This window comes from Luedemannella helvata, from assembly GCF_039528415.1.
Lineage (GTDB): Bacteria > Actinomycetota > Actinomycetes > Mycobacteriales > Micromonosporaceae > Luedemannella > Luedemannella helvata.
Genome location: NZ_BAAALS010000016.1, coordinates 16,151 through 37,400 on the forward strand (window position 1 = coordinate 16,151; position 21,250 = coordinate 37,400).

General features: G+C 74.3%; 20 protein-coding genes. 17 read left to right on the forward strand and 3 right to left on the reverse strand.

Going from position 1 to position 21,250, the window contains the following annotated elements:
• Positions 1-20: 20 nt before the first annotated feature.
• Genes ABD191_RS17000 through ABD191_RS17010 form a run of 3 tightly spaced genes read left to right on the forward strand, consistent with a single transcriptional unit; the run spans position 21 to position 3,300 of the window.
• Entirely contained in the window at positions 21-560 is a 540-nt protein-coding gene (locus tag ABD191_RS17000) for a SigE family RNA polymerase sigma factor (protein ID WP_344082706.1), read from the forward strand.
• On the forward strand, positions 557-1,984 hold the full coding sequence (locus ABD191_RS17005; RefSeq protein ID WP_344082708.1) for a hypothetical protein: 1,428 nt from the start codon (positions 557-559) through the stop codon (positions 1,982-1,984). The genes ABD191_RS17000 and ABD191_RS17005 overlap by 4 nt, the downstream gene beginning before the upstream one ends.
• Positions 1,985-2,022: 38 nt before the next feature.
• Positions 2,023-3,300 carry a hypothetical protein gene (locus ABD191_RS17010; RefSeq protein WP_344082710.1) on the forward strand — a complete coding sequence of 426 codons (1,278 nt, stop codon included), beginning with the start codon at positions 2,023-2,025 and terminating at the stop codon, positions 3,298-3,300.
• Here ABD191_RS17010 and ABD191_RS17015 read toward each other — a convergent pair.
• Positions 3,286-4,470 (reverse strand): hypothetical protein, encoded by a 1,185-nt coding sequence (locus tag ABD191_RS17015; RefSeq protein ID WP_344082712.1) that lies wholly within the window; start codon positions 4,468-4,470, stop codon positions 3,286-3,288. The genes ABD191_RS17010 and ABD191_RS17015 overlap by 15 nt on opposite strands.
• 96 nt (positions 4,471-4,566) lie before the next feature.
• Positions 4,567-5,115, reverse strand: a complete 549-nt coding sequence (locus ABD191_RS17020; protein ID WP_344082714.1) for an rRNA adenine N-6-methyltransferase family protein — start codon at positions 5,113-5,115, stop codon at positions 4,567-4,569.
• Positions 5,116-5,254: 139 nt separating this feature from the next.
• On the opposite strand from ABD191_RS17020, the gene ABD191_RS17025 reads away from it, so the two are divergent.
• Positions 5,255-5,818 (forward strand): arsenate reductase/protein-tyrosine-phosphatase family protein, encoded by a 564-nt coding sequence (locus ABD191_RS17025; RefSeq protein ID WP_344082716.1) that lies wholly within the window; start codon positions 5,255-5,257, stop codon positions 5,816-5,818.
• Here the strand turns inward: ABD191_RS17025 and ABD191_RS17030 are convergent.
• Positions 5,758-6,909, reverse strand: coding sequence for an acyltransferase family protein (locus tag ABD191_RS17030; protein ID WP_344082718.1), 1,152 nt, complete (start codon positions 6,907-6,909; stop codon positions 5,758-5,760). The two genes, ABD191_RS17025 and ABD191_RS17030, sit on opposite strands and share 61 nt — an antisense overlap.
• A gap of 165 nt (positions 6,910-7,074) precedes the next feature.
• Here ABD191_RS17030 and ABD191_RS29280 point away from each other — a divergent pair, with 165 nt between their 5' ends.
• The 13 genes from ABD191_RS29280 (at position 7,075) to ABD191_RS17090 (ending at position 21,190) form a co-directional block, all read left to right on the forward strand.
• The gene (locus ABD191_RS29280) at positions 7,075-7,149 is read left to right on the forward strand and encodes a putative leader peptide (RefSeq protein ID WP_425560747.1); all 75 of its coding nucleotides are present in this window, start codon (positions 7,075-7,077) and stop codon (positions 7,147-7,149) included.
• Between the two features lie 128 nt (positions 7,150-7,277).
• Positions 7,278-8,885, forward strand: a complete 1,608-nt coding sequence (locus ABD191_RS17035) for an ABC transporter substrate-binding protein (RefSeq protein ID WP_344082720.1) — start codon at positions 7,278-7,280, stop codon at positions 8,883-8,885.
• A 64-nt stretch (positions 8,886-8,949) separates the two neighbouring features.
• Complete coding sequence (locus tag ABD191_RS17040; protein WP_344082722.1) at positions 8,950-9,963, forward strand: ABC transporter permease; 1,014 nt, start codon at positions 8,950-8,952, stop codon at positions 9,961-9,963.
• Positions 9,960-10,829, forward strand: coding sequence for an ABC transporter permease (locus tag ABD191_RS17045; RefSeq protein ID WP_344082724.1), 870 nt, complete (start codon positions 9,960-9,962; stop codon positions 10,827-10,829). Before ABD191_RS17040 ends, ABD191_RS17045 begins: the two co-directional genes overlap by 4 nt.
• Before the next feature lie 10 nt (positions 10,830-10,839).
• Complete coding sequence (locus ABD191_RS17050) at positions 10,840-12,462, forward strand: dipeptide ABC transporter ATP-binding protein (RefSeq protein ID WP_344082726.1); 1,623 nt, start codon at positions 10,840-10,842, stop codon at positions 12,460-12,462.
• The gene (locus ABD191_RS17055) at positions 12,459-13,406 is read left to right on the forward strand and encodes an acyl-CoA dehydrogenase family protein (RefSeq protein WP_344082728.1); all 948 of its coding nucleotides are present in this window, start codon (positions 12,459-12,461) and stop codon (positions 13,404-13,406) included. The genes ABD191_RS17050 and ABD191_RS17055 overlap by 4 nt, the downstream gene beginning before the upstream one ends.
• On the forward strand, positions 13,403-14,602 hold the full coding sequence (locus ABD191_RS17060; RefSeq protein ID WP_344082730.1) for an acyl-CoA dehydrogenase family protein: 1,200 nt from the start codon (positions 13,403-13,405) through the stop codon (positions 14,600-14,602). Before ABD191_RS17055 ends, ABD191_RS17060 begins: the two co-directional genes overlap by 4 nt.
• A gap of 14 nt (positions 14,603-14,616) precedes the next feature.
• Positions 14,617-15,699, forward strand: a complete 1,083-nt coding sequence (locus ABD191_RS17065) for an LLM class flavin-dependent oxidoreductase (RefSeq protein ID WP_344082734.1) — start codon at positions 14,617-14,619, stop codon at positions 15,697-15,699.
• Positions 15,686-16,858 (forward strand): acyl-CoA dehydrogenase family protein, encoded by a 1,173-nt coding sequence (locus ABD191_RS17070; RefSeq protein ID WP_344082736.1) that lies wholly within the window; start codon positions 15,686-15,688, stop codon positions 16,856-16,858. The genes ABD191_RS17065 and ABD191_RS17070 overlap by 14 nt, the downstream gene beginning before the upstream one ends.
• Before the next feature lie 17 nt (positions 16,859-16,875).
• The gene (locus ABD191_RS17075) at positions 16,876-17,910 is read left to right on the forward strand and encodes an aldo/keto reductase (RefSeq protein WP_344082738.1); all 1,035 of its coding nucleotides are present in this window, start codon (positions 16,876-16,878) and stop codon (positions 17,908-17,910) included.
• A 14-nt stretch (positions 17,911-17,924) separates the two neighbouring features.
• The gene (locus tag ABD191_RS17080) at positions 17,925-18,872 is read left to right on the forward strand and encodes an amidohydrolase family protein (protein ID WP_344082740.1); all 948 of its coding nucleotides are present in this window, start codon (positions 17,925-17,927) and stop codon (positions 18,870-18,872) included.
• 64 nt (positions 18,873-18,936) lie between these two features.
• Positions 18,937-20,046 carry an acyl-CoA dehydrogenase family protein gene (locus tag ABD191_RS17085; RefSeq protein ID WP_344082741.1) on the forward strand — a complete coding sequence of 370 codons (1,110 nt, stop codon included), beginning with the start codon at positions 18,937-18,939 and terminating at the stop codon, positions 20,044-20,046.
• Positions 20,047-20,146: 100 nt separating this feature from the next.
• On the forward strand, positions 20,147-21,190 hold the full coding sequence (locus tag ABD191_RS17090) for an acyltransferase family protein (protein WP_344082742.1): 1,044 nt from the start codon (positions 20,147-20,149) through the stop codon (positions 21,188-21,190).
• Positions 21,191-21,250: the final 60 nt, after the last annotated feature.

The window sequence follows — 21,250 nt, forward strand, 5'->3', positions numbered from 1 at the left end:
CCGGGCGGGAGGTGACCGGCGTGGGGGAGGGTGAGGAGGTGCGCATGGACCCGGAGCGGGCATTCGACACGTACGTCGCGGCACGGTTGGCGGCCTGGTCGCGGGTGGCGTACCTGCTCACCGGTGACCGGCACCTTGCCGAGGACCTGGTGCAGGTGACGTTCGAGCGGGTCGCCCGGCACTGGGAGCGGGTAAGCGCCAACGGCGACCCCGACCCGTACGTGCGGAAGATCCTGCACAGTCAGCACGTGTCGCTGTGGCGGCGGCGGTGGCGCGCGGTCGAGTTGCGTGCCGAGGTGCCCGACGGGCGTCCCGCGCCCGACCACGCCGCCGGCAGCGACCGCGCCGTGATGGTGCGCGACGCGTTACGCCGCCTGGCCCCGCGCCAGCGGGCCGTCCTGGTCCTGCGGTACTTCGAGGACCTCACGGAGGTCGCGGCGGCCGACGTCCTCGGCTGTTCGGTCTCCACGGTGAAGAGCCAGACGCGCGACGCCCTCGCGCGCCTGCGGGTGTTGGCCCCGGAACTGGTGGACCTGGTCGGAGCGGAGGTCGAGCGGTGACGGCACGACTACGGGAGATGATGACGGAGGCCACCGACGCCGCCCCGGCGGTGAGCCTGGCCGCCGACACGTGGCGGCGCGGGCGGCGTGCCCGCCACCGGGCCCGGGCGCTCGGGGCGGCCGCGGCGCTCGTCGTGGTCGTGGCGCTCACGACCGCGCTCGCGGCGCCGGTACGCACGGCGTCGACCGGCCCGGCCGAGGGCGGTCCGGCCGTACCGGCGCGTCTCGACCTGCCGTGGATGTGGCAGGCCACCGTGCAGCAGGACCCGCCCGGCCCGGCCGCCGTGCTGTTCGGCGGCGACGCCAGCTACCGCCTGCACGGCGCCGACCTGTTCGACAGCGAGGGCAAGCTCGCCGTCGTGGGCCGCGGCGGCGACTACCGGATGCTGCTCTACGCCGGCGTGGAGACCATCACCGCCGGGGAGGACGTGCAGCTGTCCCCGGACGGCACCCGCGTCGCGCACGACTTCGTGGTGACCCCGGAGCTGCCCGACTCCGCCGGCGGCCTCGTCATCACCGACCTCGCGACAGGCGCGAGCACCGTCTTCCCGAACCCGGCCGGCGGCGGTGCCTGCTGCACGCCGGTCGCCTGGGCCCCCGACGGCGGCTCGCTGCTGGCCCGGCAGTACACCGACGGCCACGGCGCCGCGCGGCTCGTCCTGGTGAACCTCGCCGACGGCACCAGCAGGCCCATCACCGGGTACGGGCCCACCGCGCCCCTGCGCACCGCCTCGGCCGGCGCGTTCGCCCCGGACGGGCAGCGTTTCGTGGTGGCCGAGGGCACCAAGGTCCGCCTCGCCGACCGCGCCAACGGGACGCTGTGGACGGCTGACCTCGGGCCCCGCCGGTACCTGGCCGGCGTGGGGGCCTTCACCCCGGACGGCGCCCTCATCACGACGGTCACCCTGGACGGCTGCCTCGACGACTGCGACGAGGCGGCGCTGGCGGCGCGGCGCTGGACGTTCGGCTACCTCGACGCCCGTACGGGGGCCGACGCGGCCGGCCCGGCGCTCCCCCCGGTCACCGGCCTGGCCGTACGCGCCCTGGGCTGGAGCCGTGGCACCGAGCTGGTGGCCCTGCGGTACGCCCCGGAGACCGGCGCGCACAAGCCGTCGACCGACCCGTGGTGGAACGACACCGGCTGGGAGCAGACCGGCCATGTCATGCTCCTGGGTCTCGCCCCGGGCGGCGCGACGCGAACGCTGCTCGACCCGCCCGACGGCGTGCTGAACATGGACATTCCGCGCGACCTGATCGAGGCGGGCGCCTTCGGCGGGCCGTCGTCGAGCGCGTCGATCTTCCCGGCCCGCCCGATCATCTGGGTCGCGGTCGTACCGCTGGGGTTCCTGCTGGTGGGTGCCGGGTTGGTCGGGTGGCTGACCTTCATCGTCGTACGTCGGCGCCGACGCGCGCCGGCGAGGTAGCCGGCGCCCGTGCCGGGCCGGCCCGATAGGGTCGCCGCGTGAGTGAGGGGGAGGACAAGCGCGGCGGGTCGGCCGCGTTCGCGTTCGTCATGGGCGCGGTTGCCGGCCTGGCGCTCGGCGCCGGGTTCGGGGTGCCGACCATGATCGGCGCTGCGGTCGTCGGTGGGCTGGTCGTCATGGCGACCGACCTGATCGCGCGGGCGCGGCAGCGACCGGGGGAGATCCCGGCGCTGTGGTCGCGCATCGTCGCCAGCGTCGCGCTCGCCGCGCCGCTGGGGTGGGCGCTGGGCAAGGTGACGGGCGCCGGGCCGGTCGTCGTCGCCACGGTCGCCGGGCTGGTGGCCGGGGCGCTCGGCATCAGGCCGCACAAGGTGCTGCTCGGGCCGGTGGTCGGCGCCGCGGTCGGGGTGGGGTTGTGGGCCGTGTGGGCGGACGCGCCGGGGGCGGTCGCGGCCGGCGCGGCCGTGCTCGTCTTCCGTACCGTATCGGCTCTGATCTTCAGAAATCCGCAGGTGGACCTGCTCGCCGAGCGGGTCAGCCCGCAGGCGCTGCCGTTCGTGGTGCCGCTGGTCACGCGGGCCAGCTACGTCGGCACCGGGTACGTGCGCGAGCTGGCCGAACAGGTCGGCGGCGAATACCGGGCGGCCGCGCCGGACGTCGGCATCGTCGCCTCGCTCGACGAGCTGGCCGGGCCGGGCTTCGACCCGGCGGCGGTCGACCCGCTGGTGCGCGAGTTCTACGAGCACACGACCCGGTTCACGCTCGACATCGTGCCCGAGTGGCGGCTGTGGGTGCGGCCGGGTTACCTGCTCTACCGGTGGGCGGTGGCCCGCCCGCTCGGGCAGGCCAACGTGCCGATGAACCAGCGCGAGACCCAGCGGGGGGTGCGCAGCCGCATCGACACGATCGGCCACGGCGACGCCACGATCCGCGGCTGGATCCGGTCGTTCGCCGACACGGACGAGCCCATCTACGTGGGCATCTACACGACGTACCGGCATGACGGGCGCGGCTACGTCAGCGTCGGCTTCCCGCTGCCGCACGCCTCGTTCACGGCCACGCTGGCGCCTGGAGCGCGCGCCGACGGCGGCCTGTCGTTGAGCAGCACGGGCGATACCGCCCACCCCGGTCACTACCTGACCTACGTCGACGAGGCGACGGGCGAGCTGACGTCGCTGGCCGTGCACGGCTTCGCGGAGCGGTTGGAGGTCTACGTCCGCGACGGGCAGCTGCGCGCCGAGCACGCCTTCCGGGTGTTCGGCCTGCCGTTCCTCGTGCTGCACTACCGCATGCGACGCGCGTCAGCGCAGGGTTGACCCGGTCACGCTCGGCTTGCGGGCGCCGAGGAAGAAGATCCCCGGGTACGTCTCGAAGCCGTCGGACGGGTTGCGACGCAGCGTGGAGTCCTCAATGGACATGGTGCCCGTACGGTCGTTGGAGACGAAGAAGACCGCGCCGCCGCCCTCGTTGGCATGGTTGTCCTGGATGATCGTGCCGGCCAGCCGCAGCGTGAACGTGTTGCCGTCCAGATAGATGGCGCCGCCGCTGCCGCCACCGGGGGTGCCGGCCTTGGCGGGATTCGCGCCCCGCCCGACCGCGTCGTTGTGACTGAACAGGCTGTTGAGCACTACCCACGACACGCCGATGCTGCTCAGCGCGCCACCGTTGGCGCACACGCCGCCCTGCCCCTTGGCGCCGCCGAACGTCGACCGGGTCACGTAGACCGGCCGGTCGCCCCACTGGTCGAGCGCCCGGATCGCCGCGCCGCCCAGGTCGGGCCCGGTCCGGTCGCAGCGGTTGCGCACGAACTTCGCGTTGTACACCTTGAGCTGACCGCCGCGCGCGAAGATCGCGCCGCCTCCGCCGCCCTCGGTGTCGTCGCCGGTCGAGTTGCCGTCGGCGAAGGTGAGGTTCTGCACCACGAGCTGCGGGTACTGCTGGTCGTCGCAGTGCGACGTCGTCCACACCTGCGCCTTGTCGCACGTGTTCTGGTAGAGGATGCGCCGCTTGCCGCCCCCGCTCAGGGTCACCAGGCCGCCGCCGTCGAGCACCACGCGCGTACTCGTGTTGCGGACCTTCGCCGTCGCGGACATCGTGATGGTCACCGGCGCCGGGCCGCAGTCGAAGGTGATGATCCCGCCGGCCGCGACCGCCGCGACGACCGCCTTGGACGTGCAGCCCGCCGGCGTACCCTTGCCGATCACCCTGGTCGGCCTGCTCGTGTCCACGGGCTTCGCCGCCGCCGGCACGCTCGCGCGCCCGTTGGGGTTGCCGGCGGCCAACCGCTTCACGGGCGCGGTCGTGGGCGCGGCCTTCGTCGTGGGCGCGGCCAGTGTCGCGGGCACCGGGGTGCCTGCCCCCGAGGTGCCGGCCCCCGACGTCGGCGGCGACCCGGCGGCGGGGGTGTCGGCGTCGCCCGAGCACCCGCCGAGCGCCCCGGCCAACAGGACACAGACCACCACAGCGGTACGACGGGACGCCAGCATCCGTCAGATCGTAGTGACGCGCGGCGCGCCCCGCACGGATCGGCGGGTCAAGCCGAGAAGACTTCCTCTCGTACCGGATCCGGTGCGCGAGGGCCCTTAGCGTGGCGCGCGTCCGCTGCGCTTGCGGACGACGAGGACGGACGAGTCGACCTGTGGGGGCGGGCGGAACGCGGCCCGTGGCAGGGGCCGGCCCGCGTGCAGGTCGAACCGGCGCGCCCAGCGGCCCGGTTCGTCGACGACGCGGCGCACGGCCTGCCGCTGCAACACCAGATCCGCCCGCACGAGGCGGGAGTCCGGCGCCAACAGCGCGCGCAGCAGCGTACTCGTGAGGTTGTAGGGCGGGCTGGCCACGACGCGGAACGGGCGCCGCGGCAGGCGCAGCGACGCGGCGTCGGCGTCGACCACGGACAGCGACCGGCCCGCGAACCGTTCGCGCAGGCGAGCGGCCCGGCCCGGATGCAGTTCGATGGCGATGACGCGGGCGCCGGCCGCGAGCAGGGGAGCGGTGAGCGCGCCCGTACCCGCGCCGATGTCGAGGACGAGGTCGCCGGGGCCGATGCCGGCGTCGGCGACGATCCGCGCCGCCCAGGCGTCAGTGAGCGGGTGCCAACCCCAGGCCCGCCGCGACCGCTGGGCGGCGGACACGACGCACCATGTTCATGAAGATACCCATGGCTGCGACCCTAGGGTGGGCCGCTGGGCTGGGCAAACGGTTTACGCCGAGCCAGGTCGGTGGACCGGGCCGGATACCCTCACCGCAGGTCGCGATGACGGGAGGACGCGCGTGGGTCACGTGCTGCACGTGTGCACGGCCAACCAGATCCGCTCGGCGATGGCCGAGCGGCTGATGCGGGCGGCGCTGCTGGCGCGGCACGGCACCGGGGCGGCCGACCTCATCGTCGCCAGCGCGGGGGTACAGGCGTGGAACGGCGCGCCGATGTTCCCTGAGGCGCTGGACGAGCTGCGCCGGCGCGGCATCGACGCGGCCGACTTCCGGTCGACCGTCATCGACCCGGAGGTGGTCGGCGGCGCCCGGCTGGTGCTCGTGGCCACCCGCTGGCACCGGGACATGGTCCTGGCGGTCGCGCCGGGCGCGGCGGAGTACGTGTTCACCTGGCAGGAGGCGGCCTGGCTGCTGGCCGACGCCGACCGGGCCGACATCGTGGGCGACACGCTGCCCGAACGGGTCGCCGGCCTTGCCGCGCTGGCCGCGCGGCGGCGCGCCACGCTCGGACCGGCGCCGGACGCGGTCGACGTGGTCGACCCGATCGGCGGCCCGGTCGAGGGCTACCGCCGGGCGGCCGACGAGATCGACGCGGCGCTGGGCCCGGTCGTCGCGCTGCTGTAGGCGGGCTCGCGGCCGACCCGCCGCGACAGGCGGTGCGAGGGGCGCTCCACGAGCCGGTGGAACAGCCAGGCCAGGGCCAGGCTCGCCGGCAGCGACACCAGCAGGGTGTACCCGGCGTTCGCGCGCCCGCCGAGCAGCAGCGCCGCGCTGACCACGACGGGCTCGTGCACCAGGTAGAGGCTGAACGAGACCGCGCCGAGCCAGCCGACGACCGGGTGCTCGCCGAGGCGCCGGGCGGCCGGCCACGCGACGAACAGCGTCACCAGCATGGCCGACCCGAGCACGGCCGCGGCCGTCACGACCCCGGCCAGGGCGTCCGCGTGCGCGATCGACGGTGCGGTCCACCGCGCGTTGAGCAGCAGCAGGGCGGCGGCGAGCAGCGCCCACCACGCCCCGCGCGGCACCCGGCGCGCGGCGGCGAACAGGTGCTCGCGGCCCACGGCCAGGCACACCCCGACGGCGAACATGGGCAGGTAGAGGGCGGCCGGCCCGAGGCCGGGCAGGGCGGTGACGGCCACGGCCGTGAGCAGCTTGAGCAGCCAGTACCGGCGACCGATGAGGCCGCCCGCGAGGAACATCGGCAGCAGGCAGGAGAAGGCGATCTCCCAGCGCAGTGACCACAGCGCCGAGTTGAGCGCCATGACGCTGTCCAGGGTCAGCGCGTCCAGGATGGACGCGGGGCCGGCGTGCCGGTTGAGCCAGCGGCTCGCCCCGTCGGTGACGGTGCGCGGCACAGCCCACGCGATCGCGGCCGACAGCAGCACGGCGACCGCGAGGGGCACGTAGAGGCGCACGAACCGGCGCGGGAAGTACCCGACCCACTGGTTGGGCACGCCGTCACGCAGGAACGGCAGGGCCAGCACGAACCCGGAGAGCACGAAGAACACGTACACGGCCTCGCGGCCGGCCCACAGCAGGTGCAGCGGGGAGTAGGTGAGCCACCCGGCCACGCCGTCGGGTGCGCTCCCGCGTCCGGCGTTCGCCGCGTCGAGTACGGGCTGGGTGAGCAGCGCGTGGTGGACCACCACGACGACGGCGGCGAGGCCGCGCAGCCCGTCGAGCGCGCGGTGGCGGAACTGAGGGTTGACCACGCGACGGCTAACGACCCTTTCCCGGCGCGGACACGGCGCGTCGGGGTGACACGGCACCGGGCAGCGGGCGCCACGCTGATGCCGGTCCAGGCGGGCGTGCGTGGGGTGCGTCCCAGTCTGCGGGCGGGGCATTGCCAATCCCTACTAACTCGATAGAGTTAATGGGTGACTGGAAGCCCGTTGCTGACATCGCGACGCGTGATCGATCTGATGCGCGTCGCGACCGCACTCTGTCGGTAACCGCCGCGCCGCCGCATCGATCTCACACCTGACCGGGTACGCCTTCACCGCCGAACGACGCTGCCCGCCTTCTTTCCGCGCGCCCACGTCCGCCACACGTCACGGGCGTACCCCTGAGGAGAACCCCCATGATTCGCATACCCCACCGACGGTGGTGGGCGGCCGCAGCCGCGACCACCGCCCTCGCGCTCGCCGCGGGCTGCGGCTCGTCCGACGACCCGGCCCGCGCCAGCGACGGCACGCCGGCCGACGGCGGCACGCTGACCATCGGCCTGGCCCGCGAGACGGAGTGCAAGGACCCCCAGCAGGACAACTACGGCTACGGCGGCACGATCGGCCGGCAGATCGTCGACTCGCTCACCGAACGCGACACGAACGACCTCACGAAGATCAGGCCCTGGCTCGCGAAGTCGTGGGAGGTCAGCCCGGACGCCACCACGTACACGTTCGTGCTGCGCGGCGATGTGACCTTCAGCGACGGCGCGACGTTCGACAGCTCCGTGGTGAAGTCGAACTTCGAGGCGCTCGCCGGCATCAAGGCGGCCACCGGCGCCGCGTTCGTGCAGGGCATCAAGGAGATCGCCACCCCGGACGCGACGACCGTACGGATCGTCTTCGACAAGCCCAACGCGGCGTTCCTGCAGGCGACCTCGTCGTGGCAGCTCGGCATCATCGCGCCCGCGTCGGTGGCGAAGACACCCGAACAGCGCTGCGCCGACGGTGTCCTCGGCTCAGGGCCGTTCGTGGTGGAGAAGGCCGTCTACAACGAGCAGACCACGCTCGTGAAGCGGGCGGACTACGCCTGGCCCTCCGAGGCCCGCGGCAAGACCGGCCCGGCCCGGCTCGACAAGCTCGTCTTCAAGATCGTACCGGAGGCCGCGGTGCGGACGGGCGCGCTCACCAGCGGCCAGCTCGACCTCGCCCAGGGCATCTCCTGGCAGGACGGCCCCGCGCTGGAGAAGGGCAACACCCAGCTCCTGCGCGCGGTCAACCGGGTGCCGGCCGTGTCGCTGGAGGTCAACACGTCGCGGCCGATCCTCAGCGAGCAGGCGGTGCGCAACGCCCTGTCGTGGGCGATCGACCGCAAGGCGCTCACCGAGACCGCGCACAACGGGTACACCGTGCCGGCCACCGGCTCGCTGACAGCCGCGTCGCCGTTCCACATCGACCAGCCCGACCTCGTCAAGCACGACCCGGCAGCGGCCAGGGACGCGCTGGAGAAGGCCGGCTGGACGCCCGGGGCGGACGGCATCCGGGCCCGCGACGGCCAGCGGCTGGTCATCACCGCGTCGTACGTCGGCAACCCCGACAACCAGACGTTCCTGGAGGTCATCCAGCAGCAGGTCAAGGAGGTCGGCATCGACTTCCAGCTGCGGCCGCTACCCACGGGCGAGTTCGACAAGGTCCTGGTGGCCGGCGACTACGACGTGCACCGCTGGAGCGGCGCGCTCGTGGACGGTGACGTGCTGCGCATCCTCTTCTCCACGAAGACGCTCAACAAGTCACGCCTCAGCGACGCGGGCAACGACCTGGAGCCCCTGCTGCAGAAGCAGGTCGGCATCGGCGACGCGACCGAGCGCCGCAAGGTGATCGAGGAGATCCAGAAGATCATCGTGGAGCGCGGCTACCAGATCCCGGTGTTCGACATGGTCAACCTCTGGGGCGCCACGTCGAGGCTGCACGACGTCGGCTTCGACGACTCCTCGCTGATCCTCTACGAGGCCTGGGTCGGCTGAGACCCGTCGCGGCGGGGCCGGACCCGGCCCCGCCGCTCCCCGACCCGAACGGAGGCGAGAACCGGTGCTGCGCTACGCGACCAGACGCCTGCTGCACGCGCTGCTTGTGCTGTGGGCGACCTTCACGGCCACGTTCTTCCTGCTCTACGTGTTGCCCGGCGACGCGGCCCTCAGTAAGGCCGGCGTCGGCTCGGACGGCGCCGCGCTCAACGCGGCCGACCTCGACCGCGTCCGCGCCGAGCTGGGTCTCGACCAGCCGGCGCTCATCCAGTACCTCAAGGCGCTGGGCAACGCGCTGCGGGGCGACTTCGGCACGTCCATCCAGACCGGCAGCCCGGCCACGAGGATGTACGCGGAGGCCGTACCGGAGACGCTCAAGCTCGCCGGCTCCGCGCTGCTGGTCGGGCTCGCGGTCGGCATCGCCTGGGCGCTGCTGGCCACGTACACCCGGCGCAACCTCCTGCGGCAGGCGCTGCTGGCACTGCCGGCCGCCGGGGTGTCCCTCCCGACCTTCTGGATCGGCCTGATCCTCCTGCAGTTCTTCTCGTTCCGCTGGCAGCTCCTGCCGGCCATCGGCAACGAGGGCGTCCAGAGCCTCATCCTGCCGGCCCTGGTGCTCGCGATCCCTACCGCGTCCATGTCGGCGCAGATCCTGTCGCGCAGCCTGGAGCTGACCATGCGGGCCCCCTACATCGAGACGGCCCGCGCGCGGGGCGCCTCGCGGGGCCGGGTGCTGCTCGGGCACGCCACCCGCAACTCGATCATCCCGGTGGTCACCGCACTCGGCATGACGGCCGGGCACCTCATCGGCGGCTCGGTGGTCATGGAGAGCGTGTTCTCCCGCGCGGGCGTGGGCGCGATCACCGTACGCGCGGTGAACTTCCAGGACACGCCCGTGGTCCTGGTGGCGGTCGTGTTCGCGGCGCTCGTGTTCGTCACCGTGAACCTCCTCGTCGACCTGCTCTACCCGCTCATCGACCCGCGCATCCGCCTGCGCCGCGCCCCGCTCGAGCGTCCGGTCGGCGCGCGACGGCCGGCCGCGCAGCGCCCGGTGGCCGCGCCGGAGGCGACCGCGTGAGCGTCATCGACAGCGTCCGGGCCGTTGAGTTCGCTCCGCGGCTCAAGCGGCCGAGCGTGCGACGGGTGCTGCGGCGGCCCGGGCTGGTGCTCGCCTGGATCGTGGTCGCGTTCGTCGGCGTCGCGGCCGCGTTCCCGGGCCTGCTGACCAGCCACGACCCGCTCGGCAAGACCGGCGCGCGGCTCGCGCCGCCGTCCGGCGAGCACCTGTTCGGCACGGACAACCTCGGCCGCGACCTGTTCGCCCGGGTCGTGTACGGCACGGCGGAGTCCGTGCAGGCCGTGCTCATCGCGGTGGTCGTCGGACTCGTGGTCGGCTCGCTCATCGGGCTCGTCGCGGGGTTCGTGGGCCGCTGGGTCGACGACGTCCTCATGCGGATCATCGACGTGCTGCTGGCCGTACCGACGCTCCTGATTTCGTTGGCCTTCATCGCGGCACTCGGCTTCGGCACCGTGAACATCGCGATCGCCGTCGGTATCGGCAACATCGCGTCGTTCGCCCGGGTGATGCGCTCGGAGGTGCTGCGCATCAAGGGCACCGCGTTCGTGGAGGCCACCACGTTCGCCGGCATCGGTCGGCTGCGGGTGCTCAGCCGGCACGTGCTGCCCAACGCCGCCGGGCCGGTGCTCGTGCTCGCCACGCTGGAGCTGGGGCTGGCCCTACTGAGCGTGTCGGCGCTGAGCTTCCTGGGCTTCGGCACGCCACCGCCCGCGCCGGAGTGGGGCAGCCTCGTCGCGGCCGGCCGCGACTACCTGCTCGCCGCCTGGTGGATGGCGACCCTGCCGGGCCTTGTCATCGCGGCGACCGTGCTGGCGGCCAACCGCATCGCCCGATCCGCCAACCGTGACCACGCGGTCAACTTCTAAGGGGGCCGTCATGGTGCTCACGATCGACGACCTGCGGGTCGACTACCGCGCCGGACGCGACGCGGTACGCGCGGTCGACGGGGTCAGTCTCAGCATCGCGCCGGGCGAGATCCTCGCCCTCGTCGGCGAGTCCGGTTCGGGCAAGTCCACCATCGCGCACGCCGTCATGGGCAGCCTGCCGCGCACCGCGTCGGTCACCGGCGCGATCACCTTCGCTGGCCACGACCTGACGACGCTGTCCGAGCGGCAGTTCGCCAAGCTGCGCGGTCCGGGCCTCGGGTTCATCCCGCAGGACCCGATGGTGAGCCTCAACCCGCTGCACCGGGTCGGGCGGCAGGTCGCCGAGCCGATCCGGCTGCACACTCCGGCCAGCCGCGCGCAGGCCGAGGAGCGGGCCGTCGAACTGCTCGAACGGGTCGGGCTGCCCCACCCCCGCGAGCGGCTGCGGCAGTTCCCGCACGAACTGTCCGGCGGCATGCGCCAGCGGGTCCTGATCGCCGGGGCGCTGGCCGCCGAGCCCACGCTGCTCGTGGCCGACGAGCCGACCACGGCGCTCGACGTCACCGTGCAGAAGAAGATCCTGGACGACCTCGCGAACCTGGCCCGCGACCGCGGCATCGCCGTACTGATCATCACGCACGACCTCGCGGTGGCCGGCGACCGGGCCGACCACCTCGCGGTGCTGTCCCAGGGTCGCGTCGTCGAGTACGGCACGCCGGCCGAGGTGCTGGGCCGCCCGGCGCACACCTACACGCGCACGCTGCTGGCAGCCGCGCCGGGGCTGACCGTGCGGCCGCGCCCGCAAGCGGAGCCCGCGGCCGGGGACCTGGTGCGCGTCGAGGGCGTCACGCGCCGGTTCCGGCTGCCCGACCGGGTCGCCGACGACGGGTGGTTCACCGCGGTCGACGGCGTCACGCTGAGCATCCGCCGCGGCGAGACGCTCGGCCTCGTGGGCGAGTCGGGCTCCGGTAAGTCGACACTGGCCCGGCTCGTCCTCGGGCTGGACAGCCCGTCGGTCGGCCGGGTCGCGTTCGACGGCGAGAACGTCGCCACCATGGGCCGCACGCGCAAGCGTGCGCTGCACGCGCGGGCCCAGCTGGTCTACCAGAACCCGTACGCGTCGCTGAACCCCCGGCTGACCGTGCGTCAGATCGTCCGCGAGCCGCTCGACGGCTTCGGCATCGGCGCCCGCGACGGGCGCCCGGCCCGGGTGCGCGAGCTGCTCGACCAGGTCGGGCTCAGCGCCAGCGTCGACGGCCGGCGCCCGGCCGAGCTGTCCGGCGGGCAGCGCCAGCGCGTCGCCATCGCCCGGGCGATCGCGGCCGGCCCTGACCTGCTCGTCTGCGACGAGCCGGTGTCCGCGCTCGACGTGTCGATCCAGGCGCAGATCCTCGACCTGCTCACCGGCCTGCGGCGCGACCTCGGCCTGACCCTGCTGTTCATCTCGCACGACCTCGCGGTCGTGCGGTCCATCGCCGACCGGGTCGGGGTGATGGCGGCCGGTCGGCTCGTCGAGCTGGACGACGTCGAGACCGTGTTCACCCGGCCGCGCCACGACTACACCCGGCTGCTGCTCGACGCCATCCCGGGCCAGCGGTTCGGGGACCTCGTCAACCAGGCGGGCACCCGATGACGACAGTGACGACGCTCGCGGTGGGCGCGCGGCAGCGCGACCGGGAGGGCGTACTGGACGAGGCGACCCTCGCGCTGCTCGCCGCCGACGGGTCGTTGGGGCTGGCCCCGGCCGAGGTGGCTGACCGGGTGCGCGAGGTGTCCAGCGCGGACGCCGGCGTGGGCCAGGTGCTGGCCGCCCACCACGCCGCCGTGGCGCTGGCGCCCGCGGCCGACCGGCCGGGCTGGCACGCGCTCGCCACGGTCGAGTCCTGGGCGGAGGAGCGCACGGACGACGGCCTGCTCATCAGCGGCACGGCGACGCTGTCGGCCAGCGGAGCGGTCGCCGACCGGCTGATCATCGACCGCGTTCCCGGCCCGGACGGCCAGCAGCGCGTCATCGTGATCGACGCGGCGGGCGCCGGGGTCATCGTCACGCCGGAGGAGCCCGGCATCGGCCAGCGGGCGGCCGGCGGGGCCACGGTCGCGTTCGACCGGGTACGCGTGCCGGCGTCGCGCGTCGGCCCGGTCGCGTACGACGGGGTGGGGCTGCGCTGGCGGGCCTACGACGAGCTGCTGCACCTGGCCGTGGACGTCGGCGTCCTGGAGGGCTTCCTCGCCGCCGCGCGCGATTTCGTCCTCACCAGGGCGCGACCCTGGCACGAGTCCGGCGTCGAGGAGGCGTCGCGGGACCCGCACACCATCGACGTGTTCGGCGAGGCGGTCGCCCGGGTCCGGGCGCTGCGGCTGCTGTTCGACCGGGCGGCCGACGCGGACCCGCTGCGCGTCACGACCGCCCGGTGGTACGCGCACCTGCACGGCGGGCCGCTGGTCAACGCCGTCATCGGGGTGCTCGGCGCGAGCGGCACCGCCGAGCGGTACGGCCTGGACCGCTACTGGCGCGACCTGCGCGCCCACGCGTGGCGAAACCCTCCCCACTGGACACTGAGCGAGGTCCGTCCATGAGCCAGCCGCACCTCAACGTCCCCGGCGCCCGAGCGGCGGTCCTGACGGACGACGCCGCCGCCGTCAAGGCCGCGCACGCGCTCGCCGCGCGGTGGCGCGAGGCGGGCCCGCGGCGCGACGCCGACCGGGCCGTACCCGTTGACGAGCTGGCCTGGCTGTCCGAGTCGGGGCTGCTCGCCATGACGGTGCGACCCCGCTACGGCGGCGCGGGCGTACCCACGGCCACGCTGGCGCGGGTGTTCGCCATCCTGTCGGCGGCCGACACGGCGCTGGCCCAGGTGCCGCAGAACCACTTCGGCGCCGTGTACGGGCTGGAGGCCGAGCCGGACGACGGCCGCAAGGAATTCCTGTTCGCGGAGGTGCTGCGCGGCGCCCGGTTCGGCAACGCGGGCGCCGAGCGGGGCCGGCACAGCCGCCGCCAGCCGACGACCACGATCGTCGCCGACGGCGACGACTACGTGCTCAATGGCGAGAAGGCGTACTGCACCGGGGCGCTGACGGCCGACTACGTGCCGGTGAGCGCGAGCCACCCGGACGGCTGGGTCGGCACCGCGTTCGTTCCCCGGGGCACGCCCGGTCTGGTCCTGTCGGAGGACTGGGACGCGTTCGGGCAACGGGCCACGATCAGCGGCAGCGCGACGCTCACGGACGTACGGGTGCCGGCGCGGCTGGTGTTCAACCACGCCGGCCGGCCCAGGGCGGCGACGGCGTTCCGGTACTCCCGCAGTCAGCTCACCCACGCGGCGCTGCAGGTCGGCGCGGCCGAGGAGGCCCTCGCGCTGGCCGAGCGCGCCGACGCGGGCCGGCTCGGCGGCCGGTTCGCGGCCTGGCGCGACGACCTGATCGTCGAGATCGCCGCGACCTGGGCGCTCATCGACCGGGCGGCCGACCTCATCGACGAGGTGGTCGCCGTGGGCTCGGTGACCGGGGACGCGGCGCTGGCTGTCGGGATCGCCGTCGACGAGGCGAAGGTCCTGGCGTACGAGCTGGGCCCGGCGGCCACGGACGCCCTGGCGGGCTTCCTCGGCGACCGGGCCGGCCCGCGCTTCGACCGGTACTGGCGCAACGCCCGCACGCACGCGCTGCACGACCCGGTGCGGTGGCGGCGGCACTACGTGGGCGACCACTACCTCAACGGCAACCCGCCGCCGTTCCTGTCGTGGCTGCTCACCGCCGCCAGCGACGCACCCCTGTGAGAAAGGCACGACTGATGACCGCCCCCAGTTTCCACTGGTTCCTGCCGATGTACGGCGACAACCGCGGCTACGGCGGCGACCCGCGTCCGCGCGCGGCGACCCGCGACTACATCGGCGACGTCACCCGGGCCGCCGAGGCCAACGGGTTCGAATCGTTGCTGCTGGCGACCTCGCATCGCGGCAGGGACACCTGGCTCGTCGGCGCGGCCGCCGCCGCGGCCAGCAGCTCGATCCGGTTCATCGTGGCGTTCCGGGCCGGGTACACGCTGCCGACGCTGACCGCCCAGCAGATCGAGACCTTCCAGCACCTCTACGGCGGCCGGCTCGACATCAACATCGTCACCGGCTCGGAGGGCGAGGAGCAGCGGGCGTACGGCGACGAGATCGCCAAGGAGGAGCGTTACCGGCGCACGGCCGAGTTCCTGGCCGTGCTGGACAAGGAGCTGGCCGGCGAGCGGTACGACTTCGCGGGCGACTACTACCGGCTGACCGGCGGCGGACGGCCGGAGCCGGTGTCGCGCCGGCCGCGGATCTTCTTCGGCGGCCTGTCGCCCGAATCCGCCGAGGTCGGCGCCCGGTTCGCGGACGTGCAGCTGATGTACGGCGAGACGCCGCCCATGGCGGCCGAGCACGTGGCGCGGGTCGGCGCCCTGGCCCGCGCCCACGGCCGGGAGATCGAGTTCGGCATCCGGATCCAGGTCATCTCCCGCGACCGCAGCGAGGACGCGTGGGCCGAGACGGACCGCATCCTCGCGCGGTTGACCCCGGAGCAGGTGGAGCGGCGGCAGCGCGAACTGGCGCGGCGGGCCTCCGTCGGGCAGCAGCGGGTCCAGTCGCTCAATCCGGGGGTCATCGACCGCGACCGGCTGCGCCCGTACCCGACGATCTGGTCCGGCCTGGGCCTCGTCGGCGGGGGCGGCGGCAGCACGGCGCTCGTCGGCAGCCACGAGGAGGTCGCCGAGCGCATCGAGGAGTACGTGAAGGTCGGGATCCGGCACTTCATCGTCTCGGGCGCCCCGCTCCTGGAGGAGGCCTACCGGTTCGGCGAGGGCGTCATCCCGCTGTTCCGGAAGGCGGGTGCGCATGTCGACCGCTGACCTGCTGGCGCAGGCGGAGGAGTACCTGCGCAAGGTGCGGCCGGGCGCGGCCGCCCGCGAGCGCGACCGCGAGCTGCCGCACGCGCTCGTGCGCGAGCTCGCCGCGCTGAAGCTGGGCACGCTGCGGGTGCCGCGCCGCTTCGGCGGGCCGGGCGCGAGCGTGCGCGAGACGTTCGGGTTCCTCATCGCGCTGGGCGAGGCCGACTCGAACATCGCCCAGTCGGTGCGGCCGCACTTCGGGTTCGTGGAGAGCCTCCTGCGCTCGTCCAGCGCGGCCGACCAGCGGCGCTGGTTCCCCCGGGTGCTCGCCGGGGACCTGTTCGGGCTGGCCAACGGCGAGATCGGCGCGCCCAACGGCGTCCTGCGCACCCGCATCCGCCGCGAGGGCGACCACTTCGTCGTCAACGGCAGCAAGTACTACAGCACGGGCTGCCTCTTCGCCGACTGGCTCAGTGTCTCGGCGGTCGGCGACGGCGACGAGCGGGTCTCGTTCGTCGTGCCGGCCAACCGCGACGGCGTGCGCCTTGTCGACGACTGGGACGGCATGGGCCAGCGGCTGACCGCGAGCGGCACGACGGACTTCGCCGACGTGGTCGTCCGGCCCGACGAGCTGCTCGACCGGCAGGTGGCCACCGGGTCGCGCAGCCACACGACCGCGTTCCAGCAGCTGGTCCTCGCCGCGGTCGAGGTCGGCATCGCGCGCGCTGCGTACGCGGACGCCGTCTGGTACGCCCGGGAGCGGTCGCGGCCGATCAAGCACAGCGCCGCCACCCGGTCGACGGAGGACCCGTACATCCAGCACGCGGTCGGCGAGATGGCCGCGCGGGCGTACGCGGCCGAGGCGGCAGTGCTGCGCGCCGCCGACGCGATCGACCGCGCGCTGGCGGGCGACGACCCCGCCGGCGACCCGCGACTGCTCGACCTGGCCGCCGTCGAGGTGGCCCAGGCGCAGTTCATCGCCGTCGAGGCGGCGTTGAAGAACGCCGAGCTGCTCTTCGACGTGGGCGGCGGGTCGACGACCCGCCGCGAGTACAACCTGGACCGCCACTGGCGCAACGCGCGCACGGTGGCCAACCACAACCCGCGCGCCTACAAGGCCGGGGTCGTCGGGGCGTACCGCCTCAACGGCACCCAGCCACCGACCACCGGGCTGTTCTGAACGGAAGGAGAACCACCGTGACCCACCGACTGCTGGGCCGGACCGGCGTCTGGGTGAGCCCGCTCACCCTCGGCACCATGAACTTCGGCGCCAACGCCAACGCCGACCACGACGACGGGGTACGCGTCATCCACGCGGCGCTGGACGCCGGTATCAACGTCATCGACACCGCGGACGTGTACTCGCAGGGCGAATCGGAGATCATCGTCGGCAAGGCGCTGGCCGGCGGCCGGCGCGACGACGTGGTGCTGGCCACCAAGTTCCACGGGGCCATCGGCTCGGAGGTCAACCACCGGGGCAACTCCCGGCGGTGGATCCACCGGGCCGTCGAGGACAGCCTGCGCCGCCTGGGCACGGACCACATCGACCTCTACCAGGTGCACCGGCCCGAGCCGGACACCGACATCGACGACACTTTGGGCGCGCTGACCGACCTGGTGCGCCAGGGCAAGATCCGGTACTTCGGGACGTCGACGTTCGAGCCCCACGAGATCGTCGAGGCACAGTGGACGGCGCGGGAGCGCGGTCGCGAGCGGCCGGTCACCGAGCAGCCGCCGTACTCGATCCTGGCCCGGACCGCCGAGCGCGCCGTGTTCCCCCTCGCCGAGAAGTACGGCCTGGGGATCCTGCCGTGGAGCCCGCTCGCGGGCGGCTGGCTGTCCGGCCGGTACAAGCCCGGCCAGGCCGACCCGGAGCCGTCGCCGCGCCTGCGCCGCCAGCCGGGCCGCCACGACCCCGCGCTGCCGGCCAACGTCACCAAGCGGGCGGCCGTGGACCAGCTCACCGCGCTCGCCGACGAGGCCGGCCTGTCACTGATCCACCTGGCGCTCGCGTTCGTGCTGCGCCACCCGGCCGTCAGCTCGGCGATCATCGGCCCGCGCACGCTGGAGCACCTGGAGAGCCAGCTCGGCGCCGACAAGGTCGTCCTCAGCGACGACGTGCTCGACCGCATCGACGAGATCGTGCCGCCCGGCGTGACCCTCAACGCCGCCGACACGGGCTACCAGCCCGCGTCGCTGACCGACCCCGCCCGCCGCCGTCGCCCCGCGTAACCCCAGGAGAGACCATGCCCTCGATCGACATCCACGCCCACTACCGCCACCCCGACCAGGAGTTCACCCCGGCCGCCTGGGTCTCCGCGGAGCGCCGCCAGGAGCAGCTGCGCAACGCCGAGATCCTGGTCAGCTTCGACCGCATCGTCGAGGTGTCCGACGAGGCCGGCGTGGACACCCGCGTGCTGAGCCTGCCGGCGGCCTCCCGGTTCGCCGACTTCGACACGGCCCCGCCGCGCCTGCGCGAGATCGCCGAGACGAACGACCATCTGGCCGAGGGCGTGCGGTCCCACCCGGGCCGGCTGCTCGGCCTCGCCACGATCGACGCGTACGCCGGCGACGACGCGGCCGCCGAGGTGCGCCGCTCGGTCGAGGAACTCGGCCTGTCCGGCATCGTGGTCGACTCCGGCAAGAACGACGTGTTCCTCGGCGCGCCCGAGACGGTCGCCACGCTGCAGGAGGCCGCGCTGCTCGGGGTGCCCGTGTTCGTCCACCCGGTCGGCACGAGCCTCACCCCGACGCTCATCGAGCAGGCCGGCCAGCTCGGCTCCTCGTACGGCCGGGGCCTGGCCAACGGCGTCGCCCTGCTGTCCCTGATCCACCGCGGCCTGCTCGACAGCATCCCGAACCTGCGGATCGTGTTCACCACGCTCGGCATCGGGTCGCTCGGCATCGCCGGCACCTGGCGGGCCCGGGGCGGACTGGCCAAGGAGGACGGTCGCTGGCAGGTGTACTTCGACACCATGGGCTTCGACGCGCAGAACGTCGCCTACCTGGTGAACGTCCTCGGCGCGGAGCGCGTGCTGCTGGGCAGCGACTTCCCGCACCAGGTCGACGCGACGACCGAGCGGGTGGCCCAGGCCCTCGACGGCGCCGGCATCTCCGCCGGGGACCAGGCGCTCATCCGCGGCGCGAACGCGGCCGACCTGCTGGTCCGCAAGCCGGCGGCCGCGGTCGCCTGACAGGTCAACCCTCCGGCCGGCCCTGGCCCGGGCCGGCCGGAGGCCGCCCAAGGAAGGAGCCACCATGACGGTCGCGGTGATGGAGCCGACCCGGTTCGGCCCGGTGGTCAGCCACCCCGCGCTCGACCGGGTACGCGCGGTCGTCGACGACGTGATCCGCCCGGCCGCGATCCGCACGGAGGCGGCCGCGGTCCCCGACACCCATGTCACCGCCCTGCGCGACGCCGGGCTGTTCGGCTTCGCCGTGCCTGCCGAGCACGGCGGCGCCGCGCTGCCGGCCGACGTGCTCGTCGAGGCCATGGAGGACCTGGCGGGCGCGTGCCCGGCCACCTTCCTCATCGCGTCGCAGCACACCACGCCGATCCAGTGGATTCTCGCCGCCGGCCGCCCGGAGCTGTCGGCGCTGCTGCCCGCCCTCGCCCGGGGCGAGCGCATCGGCGGCGCGGCCTTCGGCCACGTGCGCACCTGGCCCGGCCGGGTCACCGTCACCGCTGAGCGGGTGAGCGGCGGCTGGCTGTTCTCCGGCGTCTCGCCCTGGTTCTCCGGCGCCGGTCTCGTCGACACCCTCGCCCTGGGCGCGGTCGCGCCCGCCGAGGAGGCCGTGGTGCTCGCCGTGGTCGACCTGCCGGACGCCCGGGTGCGCGCCAAGCCGTTGGAGCTGGCCGCCATCAGCGGCTCACGCACGGTCGCGCTTGAGCTCACCGACCTTTTCGTACCCGATGAGCGCGTCACGACGACGCAGCCGATCGCCGAGTGGAAGGCGCAGGACGGCACGGGTGGCGCCCGCGTGTCGCCGGGCGCGCTCGGCCTGGCCCGGGCCGCGCTCGGCGACGCGCTGACCCGCTACCCCGATAGCGCCGCGCTCGGCGCGCTCGCCGACGAGGTGGCCCTGCTGCGCACCCTGTCGGACGGGCCGGGCAGCGCGGCTGACGCGGCCGAACCCGGCCGCGACAGCCTCTACTGGCGGGCCCGGTCGGTCAACCTGGCCGTGCGCGCCACGAACGCGGCCATCGTCGCGCGCGGTGGCGCCGCGCTGCTCGCCGCCGACCGCGTGCAACTGTGGGCACGCGCCGCGCTTTTCCTGCAGGTACGCGGCCTGTCCGGGCGGGTACGGGAGGCGCACCTCGCGCGCCTGGCGGCCGGCTCGCCCGGCTGGCCGGCACCGCCCCGGTGACGGATCCGGCTCCGATCCGTTAGTGCGGGTGGGGCCGCCGTGTCGGCGGCCGGGACGGGCGCCGCGCGACGCGCGCCCGGCTGGCAGCGAGGGGAGCGCGATGGCCGTAGGCCGCACGGTGGCGGATGTCCGGCGCGCGCTGCGCCGGCCGGTCACCCCGGTAGCAGCCCCGGCCCGCTCGGTCGGCGTCGACGCCGTACGCGTCCTCGGCCTGCTGGCCGTGGTCGCCGGCCACGTCTACGACCGCGAGGTGCGGCTGCTGCTGTACCCCTGGCACGTGCCGGTCTTCTTCGTGATCAGCGGCTACCTGTGGTCGCCCGGGCGGACACTGGCCGCGGAGACGCAGCGGCGGGTCCGCTCGCTGGTGCTGCCGTACCTGACGTGGCTGGCCGTCATCGCCACCATGCTCATCGCCTGGCACCTCGCCGTCGGACGGTCGCCCGCGTGGCTGCCGCCGGCGCTGGCGTGGGGCGGCGCCCGGCTCGGGCAACCGTTCTCGGCGTTCTGGTTCGTGACCGCCCTGCTGGTCGCCTGCCTGCTCTACCGGCTGGCCGAACGGGTGCCGTGGCGCTGGCGCGGGCTGGCCGTGGGCGCGGCGCTGTCGGCGGCCTATGCGGTCGGCCCCGCTCTCAAGAACGTGCCCCTGTCGGCCGGGGTCGCGGTGGCCTGCGTGGCGTTCGTGTTCGCCGGCGACGCGCTGCGCCGCTACCGCGCCCGGATCGCCGCGCCGCTACTGGTCGGCGGCCTGCTCGTCGCGGGCGGCGCGCTCGTCTTCACGACCGGGCTCAGCTCCAGCCTGAACCTCAAGGGGGCCGGCTTCGGCACGCCCTACCTGGGCTTCGCCGGGGCCGCCGCGATCTCGGCCGGGCTGGTGCTGCTGGGCGAGGCGCTCGCGGCGCACCTGCCGGGCCCGGTGCGCGACGCGATCGTCCAGCTCGCCTCGGTGGGGTTGGTCGTCGTGCTCACCCACTCGGCCGTGCTGTGGGCGCTGCGGGAGTACGACGTGCCGAATCTCGCGTTCGCCCTCGCCACGATCCTGCCGTGGCTGGCCGGCCTGCTGCTGGCCCGCACCCGCCTGGCCGTGCTCACCGTGGGGTCCGGTCCGGCCCTCGTCCGGCTGCGCCGCCCCGCACGTCCACTGTAGAGCCGGTTCCGCGCGGCGCCCGCGGTCGATACAGTACGGGCGACGCGAGGTTCGGCGACG

Coding starts and splice junctions, on each gene's coding strand:
- ABD191_RS17085 (WP_344082741.1), top strand. CDS start 18,937: ATGACGGTCGCGGTGATGGAGCCGACCCGGTTCGGCCCGGTGGTCAGC.
- ABD191_RS17065 (WP_344082734.1), top strand. CDS start 14,617: ATGACCGCCCCCAGTTTCCACTGGTTCCTGCCGATGTACGGCGACAAC.
- ABD191_RS17090 (WP_344082742.1), top strand. CDS start 20,147: ATGGCCGTAGGCCGCACGGTGGCGGATGTCCGGCGCGCGCTGCGCCGG.
- ABD191_RS17060 (WP_344082730.1), top strand. CDS start 13,403: ATGAGCCAGCCGCACCTCAACGTCCCCGGCGCCCGAGCGGCGGTCCTG.
- ABD191_RS17015 (WP_344082712.1), bottom strand. CDS start 4,470: ATGCTGGCGTCCCGTCGTACCGCTGTGGTGGTCTGTGTCCTGTTGGCC.
- ABD191_RS17050 (WP_344082726.1), top strand. CDS start 10,840: ATGGTGCTCACGATCGACGACCTGCGGGTCGACTACCGCGCCGGACGC.
- ABD191_RS17070 (WP_344082736.1), top strand. CDS start 15,686: ATGTCGACCGCTGACCTGCTGGCGCAGGCGGAGGAGTACCTGCGCAAG.
- ABD191_RS17035 (WP_344082720.1), top strand. CDS start 7,278: ATGATTCGCATACCCCACCGACGGTGGTGGGCGGCCGCAGCCGCGACC.
- ABD191_RS17080 (WP_344082740.1), top strand. CDS start 17,925: ATGCCCTCGATCGACATCCACGCCCACTACCGCCACCCCGACCAGGAG.
- ABD191_RS17055 (WP_344082728.1), top strand. CDS start 12,459: ATGACGACAGTGACGACGCTCGCGGTGGGCGCGCGGCAGCGCGACCGG.